Source organism: Streptomyces sp. QH1-20, from assembly GCF_041283565.1.
GTDB lineage: Bacteria > Actinomycetota > Actinomycetes > Streptomycetales > Streptomycetaceae > Streptomyces > Streptomyces syringius.
Genome location: NZ_CP166299.1, coordinates 5,060,984 through 5,080,169, shown reverse-complemented (window position 1 = coordinate 5,080,169; position 19,186 = coordinate 5,060,984). Strand labels below are relative to the sequence as shown.

Below are 19,186 nucleotides of genomic sequence, written 5' to 3'. Positions count from 1 at the left end.
ATCAGGGCTTGACGCCGCCTGTCTCCGTGCCGCCGTTGGGGCGGGTGCCGCCGCCGCTGGGCGTCGACGTCGGAGGTGTCGTCGGCGGCTTCGGCGGAGTCGGGGTGATCTTCGTCGGGTTCGGCGTCGGCTTGCCCGTGGACCCGCCGGTCTTCGTCGGGCCCGGCGAGGGCTTGCCCGTGGCGCCGCCGCTCTTCGTCGGCGTCGGGGTCGGGGTGGCGCCCTTGGTGGGCGTCGCCGCGGGAGCCGTGGCCGGCGCCTGGATCGACCCGGCGCTGATGTCGGTGTCCAGGTCGAACTCTTCGTCGCCCTCGCCGCCGAGCACGGCCGCCGTGTAGGCGGACCAGATCTGGGCCGGGTACTTACCACCGTTGACGCGACCGCCACCGCCGGTGCCCTGCAGGGTCACCTGCTTACCGCCGGGGCCCTCACCGAAGAGGCCGACGGTGGTGACGAGGCTCGGGGTGTAGCCCGCGAACCAGGCCGACTTGTTGTCGTCGGAGGTACCGGTCTTGCCCGCCACCGGGTAGTTGGCGCTGGCCACCACGGTCGCCGTACCGTCGTTGACCACGCCCCGCAGGACGCGGGTGACGCCGTCGGCGGTGTTGCGGGAGACGGCCTGGTCGCCGACCGCGCTGTCGCGCTTGAGCTCCACACCGTTCTGGGACGCGGACTTCAGGATGGTCGGGGTGACCCTCTTGCCGTGGTTGTCCAGGGTGGCGTAGACCGCGGCCATGTCGAGCGGGCTCGCGCCCATGGAGCCCAGCGACATCGCGGGGGCCTCCACGAAACCGGCCTGCTTGCCGTTCATGCCCAGGTCGACGGCGGTCTGCTTGACCTTGGCGAGCTTGACGTCGATGGCCATCTGCGCGAACACGGAGTTGACCGAGTCGTTCATCGCCTTCTGCACGGTGATGGCCTTCTCGGAGTACCCGTCCTCGTTCTCCGGGGCGAAGTGCACATCGCTGCCCACGACCGGCCGCTCGCTGGTGCCGTCGTAGATGGTGCTCGGCGTGATCGGCTCGTTGTCCTGCGTCCTGGACTTGTTCTGCAACGCGGAGGCGAGAATGATCGGCTTGAAGGTCGACGCCGGCTGGAAGTCCTCGCGGGTGGCGTTGTTGGTGTAGTGCTTCAGATAGTCCGGACCGCCGTACAGCGCCTGGACGCGACCGTTCTTCGGGTCCACCGACACGGCGCCGACCTGGACGTTCTTGTCCACCTCGCGGCTCTTGGTGTCCAGGTCGTCGAGCAGCTGCTCCTTGACCGCCTTCTCCAGCGCCGCCTGCTTCTTGGGGTCGATGCTGAGCGTGACGGTCCAGCCGCCGGCGGCGAAGTCGCTCTCCTTGCGGCCCTGCTTCTCCAGGGCCTTGATGACCTCGCGCTTGGCCGCGTCGATGAAGTAGCCGTTCTGACCCGACAGACCCGGGGCCGCCTTCGGCGCCTTCGGGTCCTGGAAGGACATGCCCTGCCGCTGGTCCTTCTTCAGCCAGTCCTTCTCGACCATCTTGTCGAGGACGTAGTTCCAGCGCCGCTTGGCGTTCTCCTTGCCGGCGTCGGTGGCCGCCGGTCCGAAGTCGTACTGGCTCGGGGCCTGGAGCAGCGCGGCCAGGTAGGCGCCTTCCTCGGTGGTGAGGCTGCCGACGTCCTTCTGGTAGTACGCACGGGAGGCGGCCTGGATGCCGTAGGCGCCACGCCCGTAGTAGCTCGTGTTCAGGTAGCCCTCGAGGATCTCCTCCTTCGAGGTCTCCTTCTGCACCTTGAGCGAGATGATCAGTTCCTTGACCTTGCGGGTCACGGTCTGCCGCTGGTCGAGGTAGTAGTTCTTCACGTACTGCTGGGTGATGGTCGAACCACCCTGCTTGCCCCGCCCCATGACGGTGTTGAAGATGCCTCGGGCGGTGCCCTTCACATCCACACCGGGGTCGGTCCAGAAGTTCTTGTTCTCGGCGGCGACCACGGCGTGCTGCACATGCTCGGGGATCTTCGCGAGCGGAACTTCCTCGCGGTTGACCTCACCGATACGGGCCAGCACCTTGCCGTTGCTGTCCTTGTAGACGTTGCTCTGCAGCTTGGCCGCGCCGTTGCCGTCCTTCGGCACGTCGACGTAGAAGTAGAGCGCCAGGAAGGCGCCCATCCCCAGCCCGATGACCGCCACGAAGTAGGCAAGCAGCATCTTCCATGTGAAGAACCGGCGTATGCCGGTCTTCTTGGGCTTCTTGCCCTTTGCATTGCGGGTGCTGTCCTGCGCCCGTCGCGCTTCCGCTCGGCCCATCTCTCCCGTAGCTCCAGTCTGTCCGCCCCCAACCCAGCTCACGAAGCTAACACCGCAACTGGCACCAAACGCCCATCGATCACGGCTTCGACACACGTGACATACAGCACCCCGGATGGCGGGAACCCGGGCACGGTGTAGTGCGGGAAACCGTACAGGGCGCTAAAGTGATATCACTTTGCTAGACAGCGTTAACCGCGCGTCGAGCCGGCCTGGGCTGTGCGCGCGCCATCAGATACGGGGGACCCACCCATGACCGACACCATCGGCACCGCCGAGACCGCCCCACCCGAGACGGTGCCCGCCATGCCCGATCCGCTGGTGCGGGAGACCCCGGCGCGCGACATCGGCGGCGGCCTCGCCCTACTGCTCGGTCTGGCGGGACTGCTCATCGGGGCGGGCGCGGTGGCCCTCGGCGTCGTCTTCGGCAACGACGGCAAGTCGGGCCTGTGCGCCGCGTTCGTCGCGGCCGGCATCCTCATCGGCCTCGGCGCGATCATCGCCATGAGCGGACTGAACACGATCTCCCCCGGTGAGACCCGTGTCGTCCAGCTCTTCGGCCGCTACCGCGGCACGATCCGCAATGAGGGCCTGCGTTGGGTCAACCCCTTCACCAGCCGCGAGACGGTCTCCATCCGGGTGCGCAACCACGAGACGGCCGTACTGAAGGTCAACGACGCGTACGGCAACCCGATCGAGCTGGCGGCCGTGGTCGTGTGGCGGGTCGAGGACACCGCCCAGGCGACGTTCGCGGTCGAGGACTTCCAGGAGTTCGTCGCCACCCAGACCGAGGCGGCCGTGCGGCACATCGCCATCGAGTACCCCTATGACGCGCACGAGGAAGGCGGCCTCTCGCTCCGCGGGAACGCCGAGGAGATCACCGACATGCTCTCGGCGGAGCTGCACGCCCGCGTCGCGACCGCCGGTGTCCACATCATCGAGTCGCGCTTCACGCATCTCGCCTACGCTCCGGAGATCGCTTCCGCGATGCTCCAGCGCCAGCAGGCGGGCGCCGTCGTGGCCGCCCGCAAGCTGATCGTCGAAGGCGCCGTCGGCATGGTCGAGCAGGCGCTGGAGCGGATCAGCGAGCAGGGCATCGTGGAGTTGGACGAGGAGCGGAAGGCGGCCATGGTGAGCAATCTGATGGTGGTGCTGTGCGGTGACCGGGCCGCCCAGCCCGTCCTCAACACCGGCACTCTCTACCAGTGACGGACGACGCACCGCCCAAGGGCCGGCCGCGGCAGCGCAAGCAGGTGCTGCTGCGGCTGGACCCCTTGGTCCACGACGCGCTGGCGCGCTGGGCGGGCGAGGAACTGCGCAGCGCCAACGCGCAGATCGAGTTCCTGCTGCGCAAGGCGCTCGGTGACGCGGGACGGCTGCCGAAGGACACCGGCGCGATGCCCCGCCGGGGCCGCCCGCCGAAGTCCGACCGGCCGCGAGAAGGCACCGACGGGCAGTAGGGGCCGCCTGGCGGCGGCGAGCGCCCTGCGGGCGCGTCCTCAACCTCCCCCAGCTACCGCTGGGAGGTGCCCCCAGCGGGCTTGATGTGGCGGAGCTCAGCCACATCAAGCCCGTCCGGCGATTGAGGACACCGCCGCGCAGCGGAGGTGCGACCCGACAAAGCCGTCAGCCGACGATCCGCACCGGCAGGCTCCGGAGAGCCGTCCGCAGCGCGACCGCGAATTCCTCGAACTCGCCCTGCCGGGCCGCCCCGGCACGCATGGCCAGGGCGATGCGCCGGGAGGGCGCCGGGTCGGCGAAGTACCCGGTGGAGAGCTGGTCGTTGCGCCCGGTCTCGACGCGCAGGGCGGTCCGCGGCAGCAGGGTGACCCCCAGGCCGCCGCCCACCAGCTGCACCAGGGTGGACAGGCCGGCGGCGCTGGTCGTCACCGGGGCGCCGTCCGTACGACCCGCCTCCCGGCAGATGTCGAGGGCCTGGTCCCGCAGACAGTGCCCCTCGTCCAGCAGCAGCAGCTCCAGCTCGCGCAGCGCGGCCCGCGGGATGTCCCCGCGCCCGGCCAGCCAATGGTCACTCGGTGTGACGAGCACGAAGTCCTCGTCGAAGAGCGGGATCTCCGTGACGCCGGGCGCGCCGAGCGGCACGGCCAGCAGCAGTAGGTCCAGCCGCCCCTGGGTGAGCCCGTCCAGCAGCGAGGAGGTCTGCTCCTCGTGGACCTGGAGATCGAGGGCGGGATAGGACTCGTGGACCAGGCGCAGGACGGAGGGGAGAAGATAGGGCGCCACGGTCGGGATGACGCCGAGCCGGAGCACACCGGTGAAGGGCGCGCGGGCCGCGTCGGCCTCCTCCATGAAGGCGCCGACCGCGTCGAGGACCGTCCGGGCGCGCGCCGCGAGCCGCTCACCCGCGGGACTGAGCAGCACCTTTCTCGTCGTACGCTCGAGGAGCTGCACTCCGAGCGCGTCCTCCAGTGCCGAGACGGCGCCGGAGAGAGCGGGCTGGCTCATGCCGATGGCGGTCGCCGCGTCACGGAAGTGGAGCTGCTCCGCGACGGCGGCGAAGGCCCTCAGCTGGGCGAGGCTGGGCTGCCGGGGCCGCGCCTGCGACACCTTCCCGGCGCCCCTCGTGGGTCCGCCGCCGGGGCCGCGCGACGGGCCTCGGCCGCCGCCGGACGGCTGGGATATGGGCTTCACTGATAGCCACCTCCGATCAACACCACTCAGTCTAGCTATTTCCGCTATCAATGCCTCCTGTGGCACTGTGGAGGCCGTCCAACCCCGCAGGAAACCCCTGAGTGGGATTTCCCGTTGCAAGGAGAGCGCGTGCTCACTGTCGGTGACAAGTTCCCCGAGTTCGACCTGACCGCCTGTGTGGACCTCGACGCGGACAAGGCCTTCGCGCAGATCGACCACAAGACCTACGAGGGCAAGTGGAAGGTCGTCTTCTTCTGGCCGAAGGACTTCACCTTCGTCTGCCCGACCGAGATCGCCGCGTTCGGCAAGCTGAACGACGAGTTCGCGGACCGCGACGCCCAGATCCTCGGCGTCTCCGGCGACTCCGAGTTCGTCCACCACGCCTGGCGCAAGGACCACGCCGACCTGCGTGACCTGCCCTTCCCGATGCTGGCCGACGCCAAGCACGACCTCATGCGCGACTGCGGCGTCGAGGGCGAGGACGGCTACGCCCAGCGCGCCGTCTTCATCGTGGACCCGAACAACGAGATCCAGTTCACCATGGTGACCGCCGGTTCCGTCGGCCGTAACCCCAAGGAGGTCCTCCGGGTCCTCGACGCCCTGCAGACGGACGAGCTGTGCCCCTGCAACTGGAGCAAGGGCGAGACCACCCTTGACCCGGTCGCGCTGCTCGCGGGCGAGTGATCTGACATGGCCCTCGACGAGCTGAAGTCCGCGATACCGGACTTCGCCAAGGACCTGAAGCTGAACCTCGGCTCGGTCATCGGCAACTCCGACCTTCCGCAGCAGCAGCTGTGGGGCACCGTGCTCGCCTGCGCGATCGCCTCGCGTTCGCCGCGCGTGCTCAAGGAGCTGGAGCCGGAGGCCAAGGCCAACCTCTCCCCGGAGGCGTACACCGCCGCCAAGTCCGCCGCCGCCATCATGGCGATGAACAACGTCTACTACCGGACCCGGCACCTGCTGTCGGACCCGGAGTACGGCAACCTGCGCGCGGGCCTGCGGATGAACGTCATCGGCAACCCGGGCGTGGAGAAGGTCGACTTCGAGCTGTGGTCCCTGGCCGTCTCGGCCATCAACGGCTGCGGCATGTGCCTCGACTCGCACGAGCAGGTGCTCCGCAAGGCCGGCGTGGACCGCGAGACGATCCAGGAAGCCTTCAAGATCGCTGCCGTCCTCCAGGCCGTCGGCGCGACCCTCGACTCCGAGGCCGTGCTGAACGACTGAGGCCGTCAGGCATCACCGCATGACGAAACCGCCCGCCGACCTTCTGGTCGGCGGGCGGTTTCGTCATGTACGGCAGGTCCGGGGGGGTCAGCCCCGGCCCTCCCCCGGTGGGCCCGCGCTGGCGGCCGGGACGTCCTGCCCGGCGGCCTCGGGCGCGGACTCCCCGGCGGCGGTCCGCAGCGCGTTCTCCCGCGCGTACGCCCGGAGGTATCCCACGACGGCGTTGGTCACCGCGACCAGCGGGACGGCGACCACCGCGCCGCCGATGCCCGCCATCAGCGAGCCGGCGGCCACCGAGAGGACCACCGCGAGCGGGTGGACGCGCACGGCCCGGCCGAGGATGAACGGCTGAAGGATGTGGCCCTCGATCTGCTGCACCGCGAGCACGACCGCCAGCACCATCGTCGCCGTGAACATGTCGCGCGTCACCAGCGCCACGACGACCGCGAGCGCGCCGGAGACGACGGCACCGACGAGCGGGATGAAGGCGAAGAGGAAGATGAAGACGGCCAGCGGCACCGCCATCGGCACATCGAGGAAGAACAGCCCTATACCGATGAAGATCGCGTCGATGAGGGCCACTATCACCGTGCCGCGCACATAGGCGGTGAGCGTCGCCCACGCGCGCGGACCCGCGCCCGCGACACCGTCGCGGGCCGCCGCCGGGAAGAGCTTCAGCAGCCAGCCCCAGATCTTGGGGCCGTCGTAGAGCAGGAAGAGCGTCGAGAACATCGCCAGCAGGATGCCGGTCAGCACCTCGATGATGACCGTGACGCCCTCGATGCCGGCCGAGGTGATGTCCTTGGTGTTGGTACCGATCGCCTTGCTGAGGTTGTCGGCGATGTTGTTGATCTGGTCCTCGGTGACATGGAACGGGCTGTTCAGCAGCCAGGTCTTCAGCTCGGTGATGCCGTGCTGCACGTTCTCGGTCAGGTCGTCGAGGTTCTCCGTCACCTGCCAGACCACGAACCAGCAGACCAGCCCCATGATGACGAAGCCGGAGATGAAGGTCATCGCCGTGGCGAGGCCCCGGGGCACACCGTGCCGCCGGAGCAAAGCGACGGTGGGCTGGAGCAGCGCCGTGATGAGCAGGGCGGCGACGAAGGCCAGCACCACCAGCTGCACGGCGCTGATCATCCGCATCAGCACCCACAGCGAGGCGGCGAGTATCAGCAGCCGCCAGGCGACCTCGGCCGCGACCCGTACGCCCCAGGGGACGGCGGCCACGGGATCCGGCCGGGGCGCGACGGAGGGTGCGTAGCCGGGCGGCGGCGGCACGTGCTCGTGCTCGGAGACGGCCACGCCGACGCCTGCACCGACGGGGGTCTGCCCGGCCGCGGCTTCAGCCGTCCCGGACGGAACACCCGTACCGGAGGACGTGGGCGCACCGGATGAACCGTGTGTATCGGAGGAAGCGCTCATACCCGCCGGAGTCGGCGCAGACGCCTCCCCCGACGCGTCCGCGGCACCCGACGTCTGCGCTTTGCGTTCGTCGAGCCGCTGGGCGAACCGCGTCAGGCCCGCCCCCAAGCCGCCGACCCATTGTGGCAATCTGGACATTTCTCTTCCTCTACCCCACTCCCCCGTGGTCATCGTGACGACGTTACCTGTGCCCGGCCGCTTCGAACGCGCGGCCCGTCGTCGGGCAAGACACACAAAGCCCCCGACCGGTTGAGGTCGGGGGCTTGGTGAAGGTGAAGACGCGGCCTAGTACCACTGGTTGGCTTGCCAGAACGACCAGGCGCCGCAGGGGCTGCCGTAGCGCTCGTTCATGTAGCCGAGGCCCCACTTGATCTGGGTGGCCGGGTTGGTCCGCCAGTCGGCGCCGGCGGAGGCCATCTTGGAGCCGGGCAGCGACTGCACGAGTCCGTAGGCGCCGGAGGAGGGGTTCTCCGCGGTGTAGTCCCAGGTGCTCTCGTTGTTCACGATGTTGCTGAAGCACTGGAACTGGTCGCCGGGGACCATCTGCCGGGCCATCGCCTGGACCTCGGCGGTGGTGTAGGAGCCCTTGGCCTCGAAGCTGGAAGCGTCACGCGTGGCCGAACGGCTGCTGACCTCTTCCTTCTTCTCGCGCTCCTTCTCGGCCTTCTCCTCGGCCTCTTTCTTCTCCGCCTCCTCGGCGGCTTCCTTCTTGGCGGAGGCGTCCTCGGCGGCCTGCTTGCGCGCGGCCTCCTCGGCTTCCTTCTTCGCCGCCGTCTCGGCAGCGGCGGACTGCGTGTCCGCCTGCTCCGTGAGGGACGCGGTCTGGGCCTGGAGCTTCTGTCCGGCGGGGATCTCCGCGAGGATCGTCGCGTCGGCGGCAGTGGCCTCGACCTGACCGGTCGTGCTGCCCTGCTCATTGCCCGAGGCGACGCCAACGACGGCGCCGACGGTGGTGACCGCGGTGGCGGATGCCACGGCGAATCCCCGGACCGAAATCCGGCTCACACGGTTTCCTTCCAGCATCGCCCGCATAGGTGACCTCGCGGGCGCAATCGTGCCCCTGGCACTGGCCTCCACTCGGACCGGCCCCGGGAACCGAGGGACCGGATGGTCACGGAAGGCACTGACCCGGTGGGCCCTCCCGCGAAGGAGGTCCGCATGGTGCTCGGGTGGCATACGACAACGCTGTTGAGTTCTGTGGTGCAGCATCCCTGAGGATGCAGGTGTGCCGTATGCGGGGCCTGACAGGCCCCAGACTTTGCCCGACGGGGATGCCCCGAAGCAATTCTTCGTTGCGTGGGAAAGCTCACACGCCGTTTACTCCAGGGGTTTTGCGGAAACCTTGGCGCCGCGCCACAGCGCGCGGCTAAGCTCTGTCGCTTTGCCGCGCACTGCCCTGGGCGGAACGCACACCGGGTTGTACGGGCTTGGGCCGAGATGCGCGGAGATCCTGCCGCGCGCCCCATCCGTACACCCCGTCCGTACAACTGACGGCAGGCGCCTCAGATACGGCCGTCCTCCAGCATTTCGGTCACCAGGGCCGCGATGGGCGACCGCTCCGAACGCGTGAGGGTGACGTGCGAGAAGAGGGGATGCCCCTTCAGCTTCTCGACCACGGCGACCACACCGTCGTACCGCCCGACGCGCAGATTGTCCCGCTGGGCCACGTCATGGGTGAGGACCACCCGCGAATTGGCGCCGATCCGGGACAGAACGGTCAGGAGAACGTTCCGCTCGAGTGACTGCGCCTCGTCGACGATCACGAACGCGTCGTGCAGCGACCGGCCGCGGATGTGGGTGAGCGGCAGCACCTCCAGCATGCCGCGCCCGACGACCTCCTCGATCACCTCGGCGCTCGTCACCGCCGAGAGCGTGTCGAAGACCGCCTGGGCCCAGGGGCTCATCTTCTCCGACTCGCTGCCCGGCAGATAGCCCAACTCCTGCCCGCCCACCGCGTACAGCGGCCGGAAGACCATCACCTTCCGGTGCTGGCGGCGCTCCAGTACCGCCTCCAGCCCGGCGCACAGCGCCAGCGCCGACTTGCCCGTACCCGCCCGGCCGCCCATGGAGACGATCCCGATGTCGGGGTCCAGCAGCAGATCGAGCGCGACGCGCTGCTCGGCGCTGCGGCCGTGGATGCCGAAGGCCTCCCGGTCGCCCCGCACGAGCCGCACCGAGCCGTCGGCGCAGACCCTCCCCAGCGCCTTGCCGCGCTCGGACTGCAGCACCAGACCGGTGTGCACGGGCAGTTCGGCCGCTTCGGGCACGTGGACCCGCTCGTCGGCGAAGAGTTCGTCGACCTGCTCGGCGGTGATGGCCAGCTCCGCCATCCCCGTCCAGCCCGAGTCGGTGATGGCGAGCTCGGCGCGGTACTCCTCCGCGAGCAGCCCGACCGCCGACGCCTTGATCCGCAGCGGCAGGTCCTTGGAGACGACGGTGACGTCGTACCCCTCGGCCTGGAGATTGCGGGCGACCGCGAGGATCCGCGAGTCGTTGTCACCGAGGCGGAAGCCGGCGGGCAGTATGCCCGGATCGGAATGATTGAGCTCGACCCGCAACGTTCCGCCGAGCTCACCGATCGGAATCGGTGAATCGAGACGGCCGAATTGCACCCGGTATTCGTCCAGCAGGCGCAGTGCCTTCCGGGCGAAGTAGCCGAGCTCCGGGTGGTGCCTCTTGGCCTCCAACTCCGTGACCACCACGACGGGCAGCACGACCTCGTGCTCCTCGAAGCGGGCCATGGCTCCTGGGTCGGCCAGCAGGACGCTGGTGTCGAGGACATACGTGCGCCGGTCGTTCTCACGGCGATTCTTGCTGGTCACCACGGGTGGACGAACCCCCTCGGGAAGAGGTCGGGGCGCGACGGCGTCGCGGCGTAAGGGGCCGGGTGCTCGCCCTTCGAGGGCCGGACACCGGCCCTCCGCGTCGACCGCGCGACCGCGTGGGTCCGCTCGATCCGCACGGTCGTCGTCCGTGTGCAAAGGGCCTCCCGGGCGGGCGGCCCCATGCCGCCCGCTGGCAGAGCGACGGTCTTAGGACAGACCGTCGGCCTGGAGGGGATATTCCCTTCCAGGCGCTTGCCCATGCAACGGCATATGCGACGACCAAGTGAACGATCGATCCGTCAGCCGCCGTACCCCGAGCGGCACGCGGTGCGCCCGCGCGCCGTCGTTCCCGCCCGGCCCCTTCGCAGGTGTCAGAACCCGTACCGCCGGTGGCGGGCCGCGTAGTCGCGCAGGGCCCGCAGGAAATCGACCTTGCGGAAGGCGGGCCAGAAGACCTCGCAGAAGTAGTACTCCGAGTGCGCGCTCTGCCAGAGCATGAAGCCGGACAGCCGCTGTTCACCGCTCGTTCGGATCACGAGGTCCGGGTCGGGCTGGCCGCGGGTGTAGAGGTGCTTGGAGATGTGCTCGACGTCGACGGTCTCGGCCAGCTCCTCGAAGGAGCTGCCGTTCTCCGCGGCCTCCAGCACGAGGGAGCGCACCGCGTCCGCGATCTCCTGCCGGCCGCCGTAGCCGACGGCGACGTTGACCAGTATCCCGGCGACGTCGTCGGTCGCCTGCTCGGCTTCCTTCAGCACCCGCTGGGTGCGGGCCGGGAGCAGATCGAGGGTGCCCACGTGGTGAACGCGCCAGCGGCCGTCCTCGGCCAGTCCGCGCACGGTGTTCTCGATGATGCCCAGCAGCGGGTTGAGCTCCTCGGCGGACCGGTCCAGATTGTCGGTGGACAGCATCCAGAGCGTCACGACCTCGACGTCGGTCTCGGCGCACCAGCCGAGCAGCTCCTGGATCTTGTCGGCACCCGCCTGATGGCCCTGTTCCGTCGTACGGCCGTCCGCGCGCGCCCAGCGGCGGTTGCCATCGAGGATGACGCCGATGTGCTTGGGCACCTGCGCATGGTCGAGGCGGCCTTCCACCCGGCGTGCGTAGAGCCTGTACACCAGGTCGCGCAACTTCACGTCTTCCCAGCCCCTCCATGTCATGGCGGTCGCCCCGAAGGCGCCACCCTACTGCCCGCGTGTCACCGGGACCCAACTCGGTCTGTCACAAGAGCGTGATAGTCAGGTGGACATGACCGATTCCACGCATTTCCGCGCGGCCGAAAGCCGATACGACTCCATGGAGTACCGGCGTACGGGCCGCAGCGGACTCAAGCTTCCCGCCATTTCCCTCGGACTGTGGCACAACTTCGGCGACGACCGCACCCTGGAGTCGCAGCGCGCCATCCTGCGCCGCGCCTTCGACCTGGGCGTCACGCACTTCGACCTGGCCAACAACTACGGCCCGCCGCCCGGCTCCGCCGAGCTGAACTTCGGCAAGCTGTTCGCACAGGACTTCCGCCCCTACCGGGACGAGCTGATCCTGTCCACCAAGGCCGGCTACCTCATGCACCCCGGCCCGTACGGCGAGTGGGGCTCGCGGAAGTATCTGCTGTCCTCGCTCGACGCGTCCTTGGGCCGAATGGGGGTGGACTACGTCGACATCTTCTATTCGCACCGGTTCGACCCGGAGACCCCGCTGGAGGAGACGATGGGCGCGCTCGCGTCCGCCGTCCACCAGGGCAAGGCGCTGTACGCGGGCGTCTCCTCGTACAACGCGGAGCAGACCCGCGAAGCGGCCCGCCTGCTGCGTGAGATGGGCGTCCCGGCCCTCATCCACCAGCCGTCCTACTCCATGATCAACCGGTGGACGGAGGACGACGAGCTGCTCGACACCCTGGAGGCGGAGGGCATGGGGTGCATCTCCTTCGCGCCGCTCGCGCAGGGGCTGCTGACCGACAAGTACCTGAAGGGCGTCCCGGAGGGCTCGCGCGCGGCACAGGGGAAGTCGCTGGACCCGGGGCTGCTCACCGAGGACGTCGTACGCCGGCTGCGCGGGCTGAACGAGATCGCGCAGCGCCGCGGCCAGTCCCTCGCCCAGCTCGCCCTGACCTGGGTGCTGCGCGACGAGCGGATGACCTCGGCGCTGATCGGGGCGTCCGGCGTGGGCCAGCTGGAGGCGAATGTGGCGGCGCTCGGCGCCGCGAAGCTGACCGAAGAGGAGCTGGCGGAGATCGACGCCCTGGCGGTGAGCACCGAGGGGGTCAATATCTGGGCCCGCCGCTCCTAGATCAACTTTCGGTCACCGTTGATCGACTTCCCGGTCATCCGGTGCGTGGCACATGAATGCACACGGAGAGTAAGGGCCGGGAAAGAAAAACGGGCCGGTCCGTGGGGGGGATACGGACCGGCCCGAGGGGGGGTTTCCACCATAACCGGTCGGAGGGCATGCTTCGCGCATCCTCGGGGGTGACAATGCGTGGCGTGCTGACGGGCAACAGCCTTATTGATCTTGAAGAGTTCGGCGGTCGCGGCCCCCGGAAATCCCCCTGGGCCCACCAGCACTAGGCATACAGCGTAGAACGCTCTGCGCCTTCCGGCCGGAATGGCGTCCGCCGCTCCTTCCCCGAACGTCCTACAAATTCGTCACCGGTTTGACGTCATTGACGCCACACGGGCGACGTCCTCCCGGATCGGCTCCCGTCGGGGCTCCGGAGCCGCCCCCTCGCGCGGCCCCTGCCCCGGTCCGGTCGGGGTGTCGACACGGTCGCGCCGCTCCAGCGCGGCGGCCAGGGCGGTCGCGAGCAGACCGGCCACGCCGATCGCCGCGCCGACCCAGGCGACGGAGCGGTAGCCGAGACCCGCGTCGATGGCCAGGCCGCCCAGCATCGGGGCCACCGTGATGCCGACGTTGAACGCCGAGGTGTTCACCGCTCCGACCAGGGTGGGCGCGTCGCCGCCGAGGGCGAAGACGCGGGCCTGCACGGCCGGGTTGGTCACGAAGCCCACGATGCCGAGGAAGAAGACCAACACGACGGCGAGCACCGTGTGGCCCGCGGCCCACCACAGCGCCAGCGAGAAGGCCACGACACCGCCGAGGCCGATGAAGAGCGTCGGGAAGGGCCGGGCGTCGGCGGTACGGCCACCGATCGTCAGGCCCACCAGCGCGCCCAACCCGTACAGCGACAGCACGGCCGGGACCCAGCCCTCCGGCACGCCGCTCACCTCCGTCAGGAGCGGGGCGAGATAGCTGAAGGAAACGATGACCCCGCCGATGCTGAGCGCGGTGATGCCGTACGAGAGCCACAACCGCGGCCGGACGAACGCCACCAGTTCCTGCCGGACGGTACGCGCCGGGCCGTCCGCGCCCAGGCGGCCCGGCAGGAACAGCATCACCGTCACCAGGCTCGCGGCGGTGAGCACGGCCACCGCCCAGAACGCCGCCCGCCAGCCGGCGTGCTGCCCCAGTACGGTCCCGGCGGGCACACCGAGCACGGTGGCAAGGCTGAGTCCCGTGGCGACCACGGACATCGCCTTGGCCCTGTTCTCCACGGGCACCATGCTCACGGCCGTGACGGCCGCCACCGCCCAGAAACCGGCGTAGGCGACGGCGGTGACGACGCGGGTCGCGAACAGCAGCTCGTACGAGGGTGACAGCGCGCCCACCACATGGCCGGCGATGAAGACGGCCTGGAAGGCCACGAGGGCGGTGCGGCGCGGCATGCGCAAGGTGGCCACGGCCAGCAGGGGCGCGCCGACGAGCATGCCGACGGCGAAGGCCGAGATCAGCAGCCCGGCGTCGGGGATGGACACCCCCAGGTCCTCGGCCATGGTGGGCAACAGGCCGGACAGCATGAATTCCGAGGTGCCTTGGGCGAATATGCCCAGGCTCAGGATGTATACGGCGACGGGCACAGCGGGTCCCCCTGTGAGTTCTCGTTGACGTCGACAGTTTTGTATTGATCAGTTCAAAACGAGCTCATGCGGAAGCCGGGCGGGCGCCGGGTGGCTGCCGTGCGGAAGTCGGGCGGCACGCCGATACGACGGGGGCCCGGGCCGTCCGGGGCTCAGATCGCGTCGAGCGTGGTGCGCACGATCCCTTCGAGCGCGGCCCGTCCCGCGCCGGCGCGGGCGGAGACCCGCATGCCGCCGACGGACGCGATCAGGAAATGCGCGAGCGTGCGGGCGTCCTTGGCGCGGTCGATATCGCCGTCCCGCTGTCCGGCCTCGATGGCGGCGGCGAGTGCGTCGAGCCGGCGTCCGTAGTCCCGCTCCAGGTCGTGCGCCACCTCGCGGTCGCGCGCGGCCAGTTCGATGGCGGTGTTGACGACCAGACAGCCACGGCCGAGGTCGACGTACTCCGACTCCTCGTCGACGATGCGGACGAGTGCGGTCCGGAGCTTCTCCCGGACAGGCAGGTCACTCTCCAGCAGCTCGATCAGCTCGCCGGTCTTGCGCTCCATATAGAGGAGAAGGGCGCGCTGAAAGAGATCGCGCTTGCTCTTGAACGTGTTGTAGATGCTGCTCCGGCCGAGACCGGTGGCGTCGCACAGATCCTGGGTCGAGGTCGCCTCGTACCCGGCGGTCCAGAACGCCTCCAGCGCGGCGTCGACCGCCCGCTCCTCGTCGAACTTCCTCGGTCGGGCCATGGTGTGACCGTAGCATGTTTTGGATCGCTCGGTACATAAACTTCTACGGGACATCACCATCTGTGGGGCATCCCCCCGGCGGGCCGACTTCGCAGACCGGAGAGGCTCGCACCAGGGCTCGCGCCGGGCTCAGCCACTCGTCGCCCCGCCTATCAGCACCCCCAGCCAGGCCCCTGCGATCATGAACGGCCCGAAGGCCAGCGCCTCCCCGCGCCGCGCCCGCCGCGTCACGAGCAGCGCCACCCCGTACAACGACCCCAGCAGCAGCCCCGCGAACGCCCCGAGAAACAGCACCGCCCAGCCGTACCACCCCAGCACGCACCCCAGCCCGACCGCCAACTTCGCGTCCCCGAAGCCCATCCCACCCGGATGGACGAGGAACAGCCCGAAATACCCACCCCCCATCACCAGCCCGCCCCACAACGCCCCCCACCACGAGCCCGCCGCCCCGGGAATCAGCGCCGCCACCCCCAGCAGCCCCGCCGCCCCCGCCGCCAACGGCAGGGTCAGCACATCCGGCAGCCGGCGCACCGATACGTCAACCCCCGCCAATAGCACTGCTATCGGCGCCGCCGCCAGCCACACCACCAGCTCGGGACGTATCCCCACCACAGCCGCGAGACTCGCGCACACCAGGGACGTCAGCGCCGCCGAAGGCAACGCCCCCACTCCGTATCCCCCCGCACACACCGCACAACGCGCCCGCCCGAGCCACCCGCCGACGGCATGCCCGCACGGACCCGCCGACCGCCATTCCTCCTCGGGCTCGACGGACAGGCGATAGCGGGCGCGCGGCACCAACAGCCCCGCCACACAGCCGAATACGGCGGCGAGGACGATCAGCAGCGAGTACATGCTCCGAGGCTACGCACGGTTCGGAATCCCCGCTGAAGCCTGTGGATAAAGTGGCCGGCGACGCGCCGCGCGCCTTGTACGGGCGACCGGCCGAAGGGAGCGGTACATGCCTCACCGGCGGGACGGCAGGGCCCAACTCCACGTACTGCCAGGCACGATGGCGGATAAAACGGCGCCGGACGACAGGCCACGACACGGGCCCGTCCCGCTGGAGATCGCCGCCTCCTACCGGGCCCGCACCCGGGGGCTGCTCGGCCGGGACGGTATCGAGGGCGCGCTGCTGCTCACGCCCGCAGGCAGCGTTCACACCTTCCGGATGCGCTTCGCCATCGATGTCGCCTATCTGGACCGGCACATGACCGTCCTGGCGGTACGGACCATGGCACCCGGCCGTCTCGGCCTGCCGCGGCTGCGGGCCCGCCATGTGCTGGAAGCGGAAGCAGGCGCCATGGCCGGCTGGGGGCTGCGTCCGGGCGTCCGCGTGGAGATCTCGCCCTGACCCGGCGCGCGGATCGCGCATTGCGGACGTGGATCGTAAACCGTGGATCCGGCGGCGGCCGGCCCTCCCGTCAGCTCTTCCAGCGACGCGCGGCCAGCGACCATCCGCCGAGTCCGAGCAGCAGCACGGACCCCGTACCGACACCGGCGTATCCGACCAGCCGCAGCCGGTCGCTCCGGCCGGAGCCGCCGCCCTCCCGGACCCCGCCGGGCCCCATGCCGTCGCCCGCGAGCGGCAGCATCCCGCCGCCGAACTCCCCCGGGTCCTTCACATACTCCGGGCCCTTGGCGGGCTCGCCCTCCACACCGATGCGCAAGGTGAACGGCACGCTTCCGGAGACCTTCCCGGCCACGGCCGGATGGACGCTGACCTGGAGGTAGTAGGCGCCCGCGAAGCGCATCGCCTTGGCGGCCGCGTCCAAGCCCGCACCGAAACGATTGGCGTAGGCGACCGGGGCGGTCTCCAGGGAGACGGACTTCGACTTGCCCTGATAGCCGCCGTTCCGGTTGGTGACCAGGCCGCGCGCGGTGTTGCTCAACGCCAGCCGCACGCCGTTCGCCGCGTGGAACGCGGACCCCGAGGGCGCCGCCCCGAATTCCGCGGTGACCCGCAGCCGTTGGCCCCACCCGACCGGCACACGGTAGAACCGCGTGCCGCCGGGCTCCACCGATCCCTTCACCGAGCCGGCCCGCACCTCGGCGGCGTCATTGAAGCCCGTGCCGCCCTCCGCGCTCTGCTCCGCTCCGCCCGAGGCCGCGGGCGGGGACGCCGCGGGCGCCTGGGCGGCCCCGGGCATTCCCTTGCCGCCGGCCGCCGGGGAGCCTTCGGTCCCCTTCCGCACGGCGGGCTCGGAGAGGTACGCCAGCTCGATCGGCAGCGCCGCCGTGCTCCCGCCGCCGGTGACCTCCCCGCGCGTCACGGTGACGACATAGCGCCCGGCACCCCGGCACACACCGCTCGGCTCGACCACCCGCTCCGCGTAGTCCCCCGTCGGATACGCACCGCCCTGCGCCGCGAAGGTGCGCTGGTGCCCGAGGCCGCACCGCCTGCCGTCCGCGGTCCGCATCGACACACCGATGCCGTCCTGGGCCCCCGGCACACTGCCCTCCCGGGGCACCGCGATCGCCGAGACGTACGCGCTCGACGCGTCGTCCAGCTCGACGCTGTAGTACTTCGTCGCACCAGGCTTGATGCTGTCCGTGTACATCCCTTCGGCCAGCAGGGGCGCGTCACCCGCGTTCGCCGCGCCTTTGACGGGGTTCGCACCGGGCGCCATCCGGTACGCACCCCCGTCCTCGGCATTCCCGGCCGCTCCCGCGGGAGCGGCCGTCATCAACGCCCCCACGGCTATTCCGACGAGCCCGCCCCTGGCTGTCCGCCGGCCCCTCATCTCCCGCCTCCCTCAGCTCTCCCCCAACCTTCGGGCTGCCCCATCCTGCCCCGCCGAACACTCCCGCACACCGGCCTGGAGAGCGGGAGTCGAAGCGCGGCGGCGCGGCGCGCGCCTCTTGGCCCAAGGCGCGCGCTACGCCGCGGACGCGGTACGGGGATGCCGCGCCGGACGTCCGGGCCGTCGCCCTACGGCCGGCGCGGGAAGCTGACCTCCACGCGGCGGTTCTTCCTGCGGCCCTCTTCGGTGGAGTTGTCGGCGATCGGATACTGCTCGCCGTAGCCGCGGATCTGGTAGCTGATGCGCGACGACCCCGCCGACGATCCGACGTTCTGGGCGAGTTGGCGCTGCACCGCGTCGGCCCGTTGCTTGGAGAGCACCATGCCGTGCCCCGAGGAGCCGAGGCTGTCGGTGAAGCCGAAGACGCGCACGATGGTCGCGCGGTGTCGGGTGGCCTCGTCGGCGATGGTCCGGATCCGGGCGTTGGCCTCGCGGTTGAGGGTGGCGCTGTCCTTGTCGAAGAGCACTTCGGCCTGGAGGGCGAAGGTCACGTTGACGTTGGTGGTCTCGCGGCGTTCGTCGCCGTCGTCCGTCTCGACCACCGATTTGATGTCGAGGACCCGGCCCGGCGCGAGCTTCGCCCCGGCGCGCATCTTGAGGTCCGGATCACCGTTGTCGATCTTCACCGGTGGCGCGGTGTCGGCGGGCCCCCCGGGGCCGCCCGCGGCGCGGGCGGGCGTGGGGGACGGCGCGAGGGCCACGAGCGCGGCGAGCACGGTGGTGGCGACGGCCGCGCCGCGGCGGGTCCGATGCGTCGGCATGGGACGGTCACCCCGAGATCTTGATGCGGACGGTCGGCATGGTGGGCAATTGGAAGTCGATGTCCGTGACGCTCTCGGGCGGCGCGGGGAACTGCGCGAAGACGGGTCGGCTCTCGTCGGGCCGGATATTGACCAGGCCCGTGGTGCACAGGCACTCACCGTCCGTGTCCCGGAGCACGAGGTACCGCTTCTTGCCGGCCCGGTCCACGAGCGACGCCCCGGACACCGACGACTGGGACTTCATCTCCGTCTCCTTGGAACGCCAGGTCAGCGGGGTGTAGGGCTTCGAGCCACGGTTCGCGACCACCCCGCTGACCGTGACGAACCCCCCGGTGTCGCGCACGGCGGAATGGAGGACGACTACCACCCCCTCGGGCCCCTTGATCTCGCCGATGGTCTCGCTCGGCGCCGGTGCGGGCTTGTCCCCGGCCGTACGGGGGGCACCGGACGGCCGGGGGCCACCGGCGTCGTCCTTCTTCTCGCCGCCGCTCCCGCAGCCCGCCACGGCCAGGGCTATGACGGCTGCCAGCGCCGCACCGGCCGCGCCCCTCCGGGCCGTCGTCGTCTGCCGAATGCTCATGGGC

The 19,186-nt window shown here is 70.1% G+C and carries 18 protein-coding genes; 6 read left to right on the top strand and 12 right to left on the bottom strand.

All coding sequences use genetic code 11. From position 1 onward, the window contains the following. Nucleotide 1 precedes the first annotated feature (1 nt). The gene (locus AB8O64_RS23150; RefSeq protein ID WP_370421098.1) at nucleotides 2–2,272 is read right to left on the bottom strand and encodes a transglycosylase domain-containing protein; all 2,271 of its coding nucleotides are present in this window, start codon (nucleotides 2,270–2,272) and stop codon (nucleotides 2–4) included. A gap of 252 nt (nucleotides 2,273–2,524) precedes the next feature. On the opposite strand from AB8O64_RS23150, the gene AB8O64_RS23145 reads away from it, so the two are divergent. Both AB8O64_RS23145 and AB8O64_RS23140 read left to right on the top strand, forming a co-directional pair. After that, on the top strand, nucleotides 2,525–3,481 hold the full coding sequence (locus AB8O64_RS23145; RefSeq protein WP_370421097.1) for an SPFH domain-containing protein: 957 nt from the start codon (nucleotides 2,525–2,527) through the stop codon (nucleotides 3,479–3,481). After that, nucleotides 3,478–3,732, top strand: coding sequence for a hypothetical protein (locus AB8O64_RS23140; protein ID WP_370421095.1), 255 nt, complete (start codon nucleotides 3,478–3,480; stop codon nucleotides 3,730–3,732). Before AB8O64_RS23145 ends, AB8O64_RS23140 begins: the two co-directional genes overlap by 4 nt. A 166-nt stretch (nucleotides 3,733–3,898) precedes the next feature. Here the strand turns inward: AB8O64_RS23140 and AB8O64_RS23135 are convergent, their stop codons facing one another. Beyond that, nucleotides 3,899–4,840: a LysR substrate-binding domain-containing protein gene (locus AB8O64_RS23135; protein WP_370423944.1), complete on the bottom strand. Its 942-nt coding sequence runs from the start codon at nucleotides 4,838–4,840 to the stop codon at nucleotides 3,899–3,901. 213 nt (nucleotides 4,841–5,053) lie between these two features. Here AB8O64_RS23135 and AB8O64_RS23130 point away from each other — a divergent pair, with 213 nt between their 5' ends. Both AB8O64_RS23130 and AB8O64_RS23125 read left to right on the top strand, forming a co-directional pair. Continuing rightward, complete coding sequence (locus AB8O64_RS23130; protein WP_365213666.1) at nucleotides 5,054–5,608, top strand: peroxiredoxin; 555 nt, start codon at nucleotides 5,054–5,056, stop codon at nucleotides 5,606–5,608. A gap of 6 nt (nucleotides 5,609–5,614) precedes the next feature. Then, a complete protein-coding gene (locus AB8O64_RS23125) occupies nucleotides 5,615–6,148 on the top strand; it encodes an alkyl hydroperoxide reductase (protein WP_370421093.1) in 534 nt (177 codons plus the stop codon). A gap of 87 nt (nucleotides 6,149–6,235) precedes the next feature. Here AB8O64_RS23125 and AB8O64_RS23120 read toward each other — a convergent pair whose 3' ends face one another. The 4 genes from AB8O64_RS23120 to AB8O64_RS23105 form a co-directional block, all read right to left on the bottom strand. Continuing rightward, the gene (locus tag AB8O64_RS23120; RefSeq protein ID WP_370421091.1) at nucleotides 6,236–7,708 is read right to left on the bottom strand and encodes an AI-2E family transporter; all 1,473 of its coding nucleotides are present in this window, start codon (nucleotides 7,706–7,708) and stop codon (nucleotides 6,236–6,238) included. A 147-nt stretch (nucleotides 7,709–7,855) separates the two neighbouring features. After that, complete coding sequence (locus AB8O64_RS23115; RefSeq protein ID WP_130879656.1) at nucleotides 7,856–8,575, bottom strand: transglycosylase SLT domain-containing protein; 720 nt, start codon at nucleotides 8,573–8,575, stop codon at nucleotides 7,856–7,858. A 497-nt stretch (nucleotides 8,576–9,072) separates the two neighbouring features. After that, nucleotides 9,073–10,395 carry a PhoH family protein gene (locus AB8O64_RS23110; RefSeq protein ID WP_356450326.1) on the bottom strand — a complete coding sequence of 441 codons (1,323 nt, stop codon included), beginning with the start codon at nucleotides 10,393–10,395 and terminating at the stop codon, nucleotides 9,073–9,075. A gap of 371 nt (nucleotides 10,396–10,766) precedes the next feature. After that, complete coding sequence (locus AB8O64_RS23105) at nucleotides 10,767–11,528, bottom strand: isoprenyl transferase (RefSeq protein WP_370421090.1); 762 nt, start codon at nucleotides 11,526–11,528, stop codon at nucleotides 10,767–10,769. A gap of 112 nt (nucleotides 11,529–11,640) precedes the next feature. Here AB8O64_RS23105 and mgrA point away from each other — a divergent pair, with 112 nt between their 5' ends. Beyond that, on the top strand, nucleotides 11,641–12,678 hold the full coding sequence (mgrA, locus tag AB8O64_RS23100) for an L-glyceraldehyde 3-phosphate reductase (RefSeq protein WP_370421089.1): 1,038 nt from the start codon (nucleotides 11,641–11,643) through the stop codon (nucleotides 12,676–12,678). A 356-nt stretch (nucleotides 12,679–13,034) separates the two neighbouring features. Here mgrA and AB8O64_RS23095 read toward each other — a convergent pair whose 3' ends face one another. The 3 genes from AB8O64_RS23095 to AB8O64_RS23085 form a co-directional block, all read right to left on the bottom strand. Next, nucleotides 13,035–14,303, bottom strand: coding sequence for a Cmx/CmrA family chloramphenicol efflux MFS transporter (locus tag AB8O64_RS23095; RefSeq protein WP_370421087.1), 1,269 nt, complete (start codon nucleotides 14,301–14,303; stop codon nucleotides 13,035–13,037). Between the two features lie 152 nt (nucleotides 14,304–14,455). Further along, on the bottom strand, nucleotides 14,456–15,037 hold the full coding sequence (locus AB8O64_RS23090; RefSeq protein ID WP_370421086.1) for a TetR/AcrR family transcriptional regulator: 582 nt from the start codon (nucleotides 15,035–15,037) through the stop codon (nucleotides 14,456–14,458). Nucleotides 15,038–15,166: 129 nt separating this feature from the next. Continuing rightward, entirely contained in the window at nucleotides 15,167–15,892 is a 726-nt protein-coding gene (locus AB8O64_RS23085) for a prepilin peptidase (protein ID WP_370421085.1), read from the bottom strand. 157 nt (nucleotides 15,893–16,049) lie between these two features. Between AB8O64_RS23085 and AB8O64_RS23080 the strand changes: the two genes are divergently transcribed. Continuing rightward, nucleotides 16,050–16,391 (top strand): DUF192 domain-containing protein, encoded by a 342-nt coding sequence (locus AB8O64_RS23080; RefSeq protein WP_370423943.1) that lies wholly within the window; start codon nucleotides 16,050–16,052, stop codon nucleotides 16,389–16,391. 70 nt (nucleotides 16,392–16,461) lie between these two features. Here AB8O64_RS23080 and AB8O64_RS23075 read toward each other — a convergent pair whose 3' ends face one another. The 3 genes from AB8O64_RS23075 to AB8O64_RS23065 form a co-directional block, all read right to left on the bottom strand. Then, on the bottom strand, nucleotides 16,462–17,724 hold the full coding sequence (locus AB8O64_RS23075; RefSeq protein WP_370421084.1) for a hypothetical protein: 1,263 nt from the start codon (nucleotides 17,722–17,724) through the stop codon (nucleotides 16,462–16,464). Nucleotides 17,725–17,969: 245 nt separating this feature from the next. Beyond that, on the bottom strand, nucleotides 17,970–18,602 hold the full coding sequence (locus AB8O64_RS23070) for an OmpA family protein (RefSeq protein ID WP_370421083.1): 633 nt from the start codon (nucleotides 18,600–18,602) through the stop codon (nucleotides 17,970–17,972). Nucleotides 18,603–18,609: 7 nt separating this feature from the next. Then, nucleotides 18,610–19,182, bottom strand: coding sequence for a hypothetical protein (locus AB8O64_RS23065; protein ID WP_370421081.1), 573 nt, complete (start codon nucleotides 19,180–19,182; stop codon nucleotides 18,610–18,612). Nucleotides 19,183–19,186: the final 4 nt, after the last annotated feature.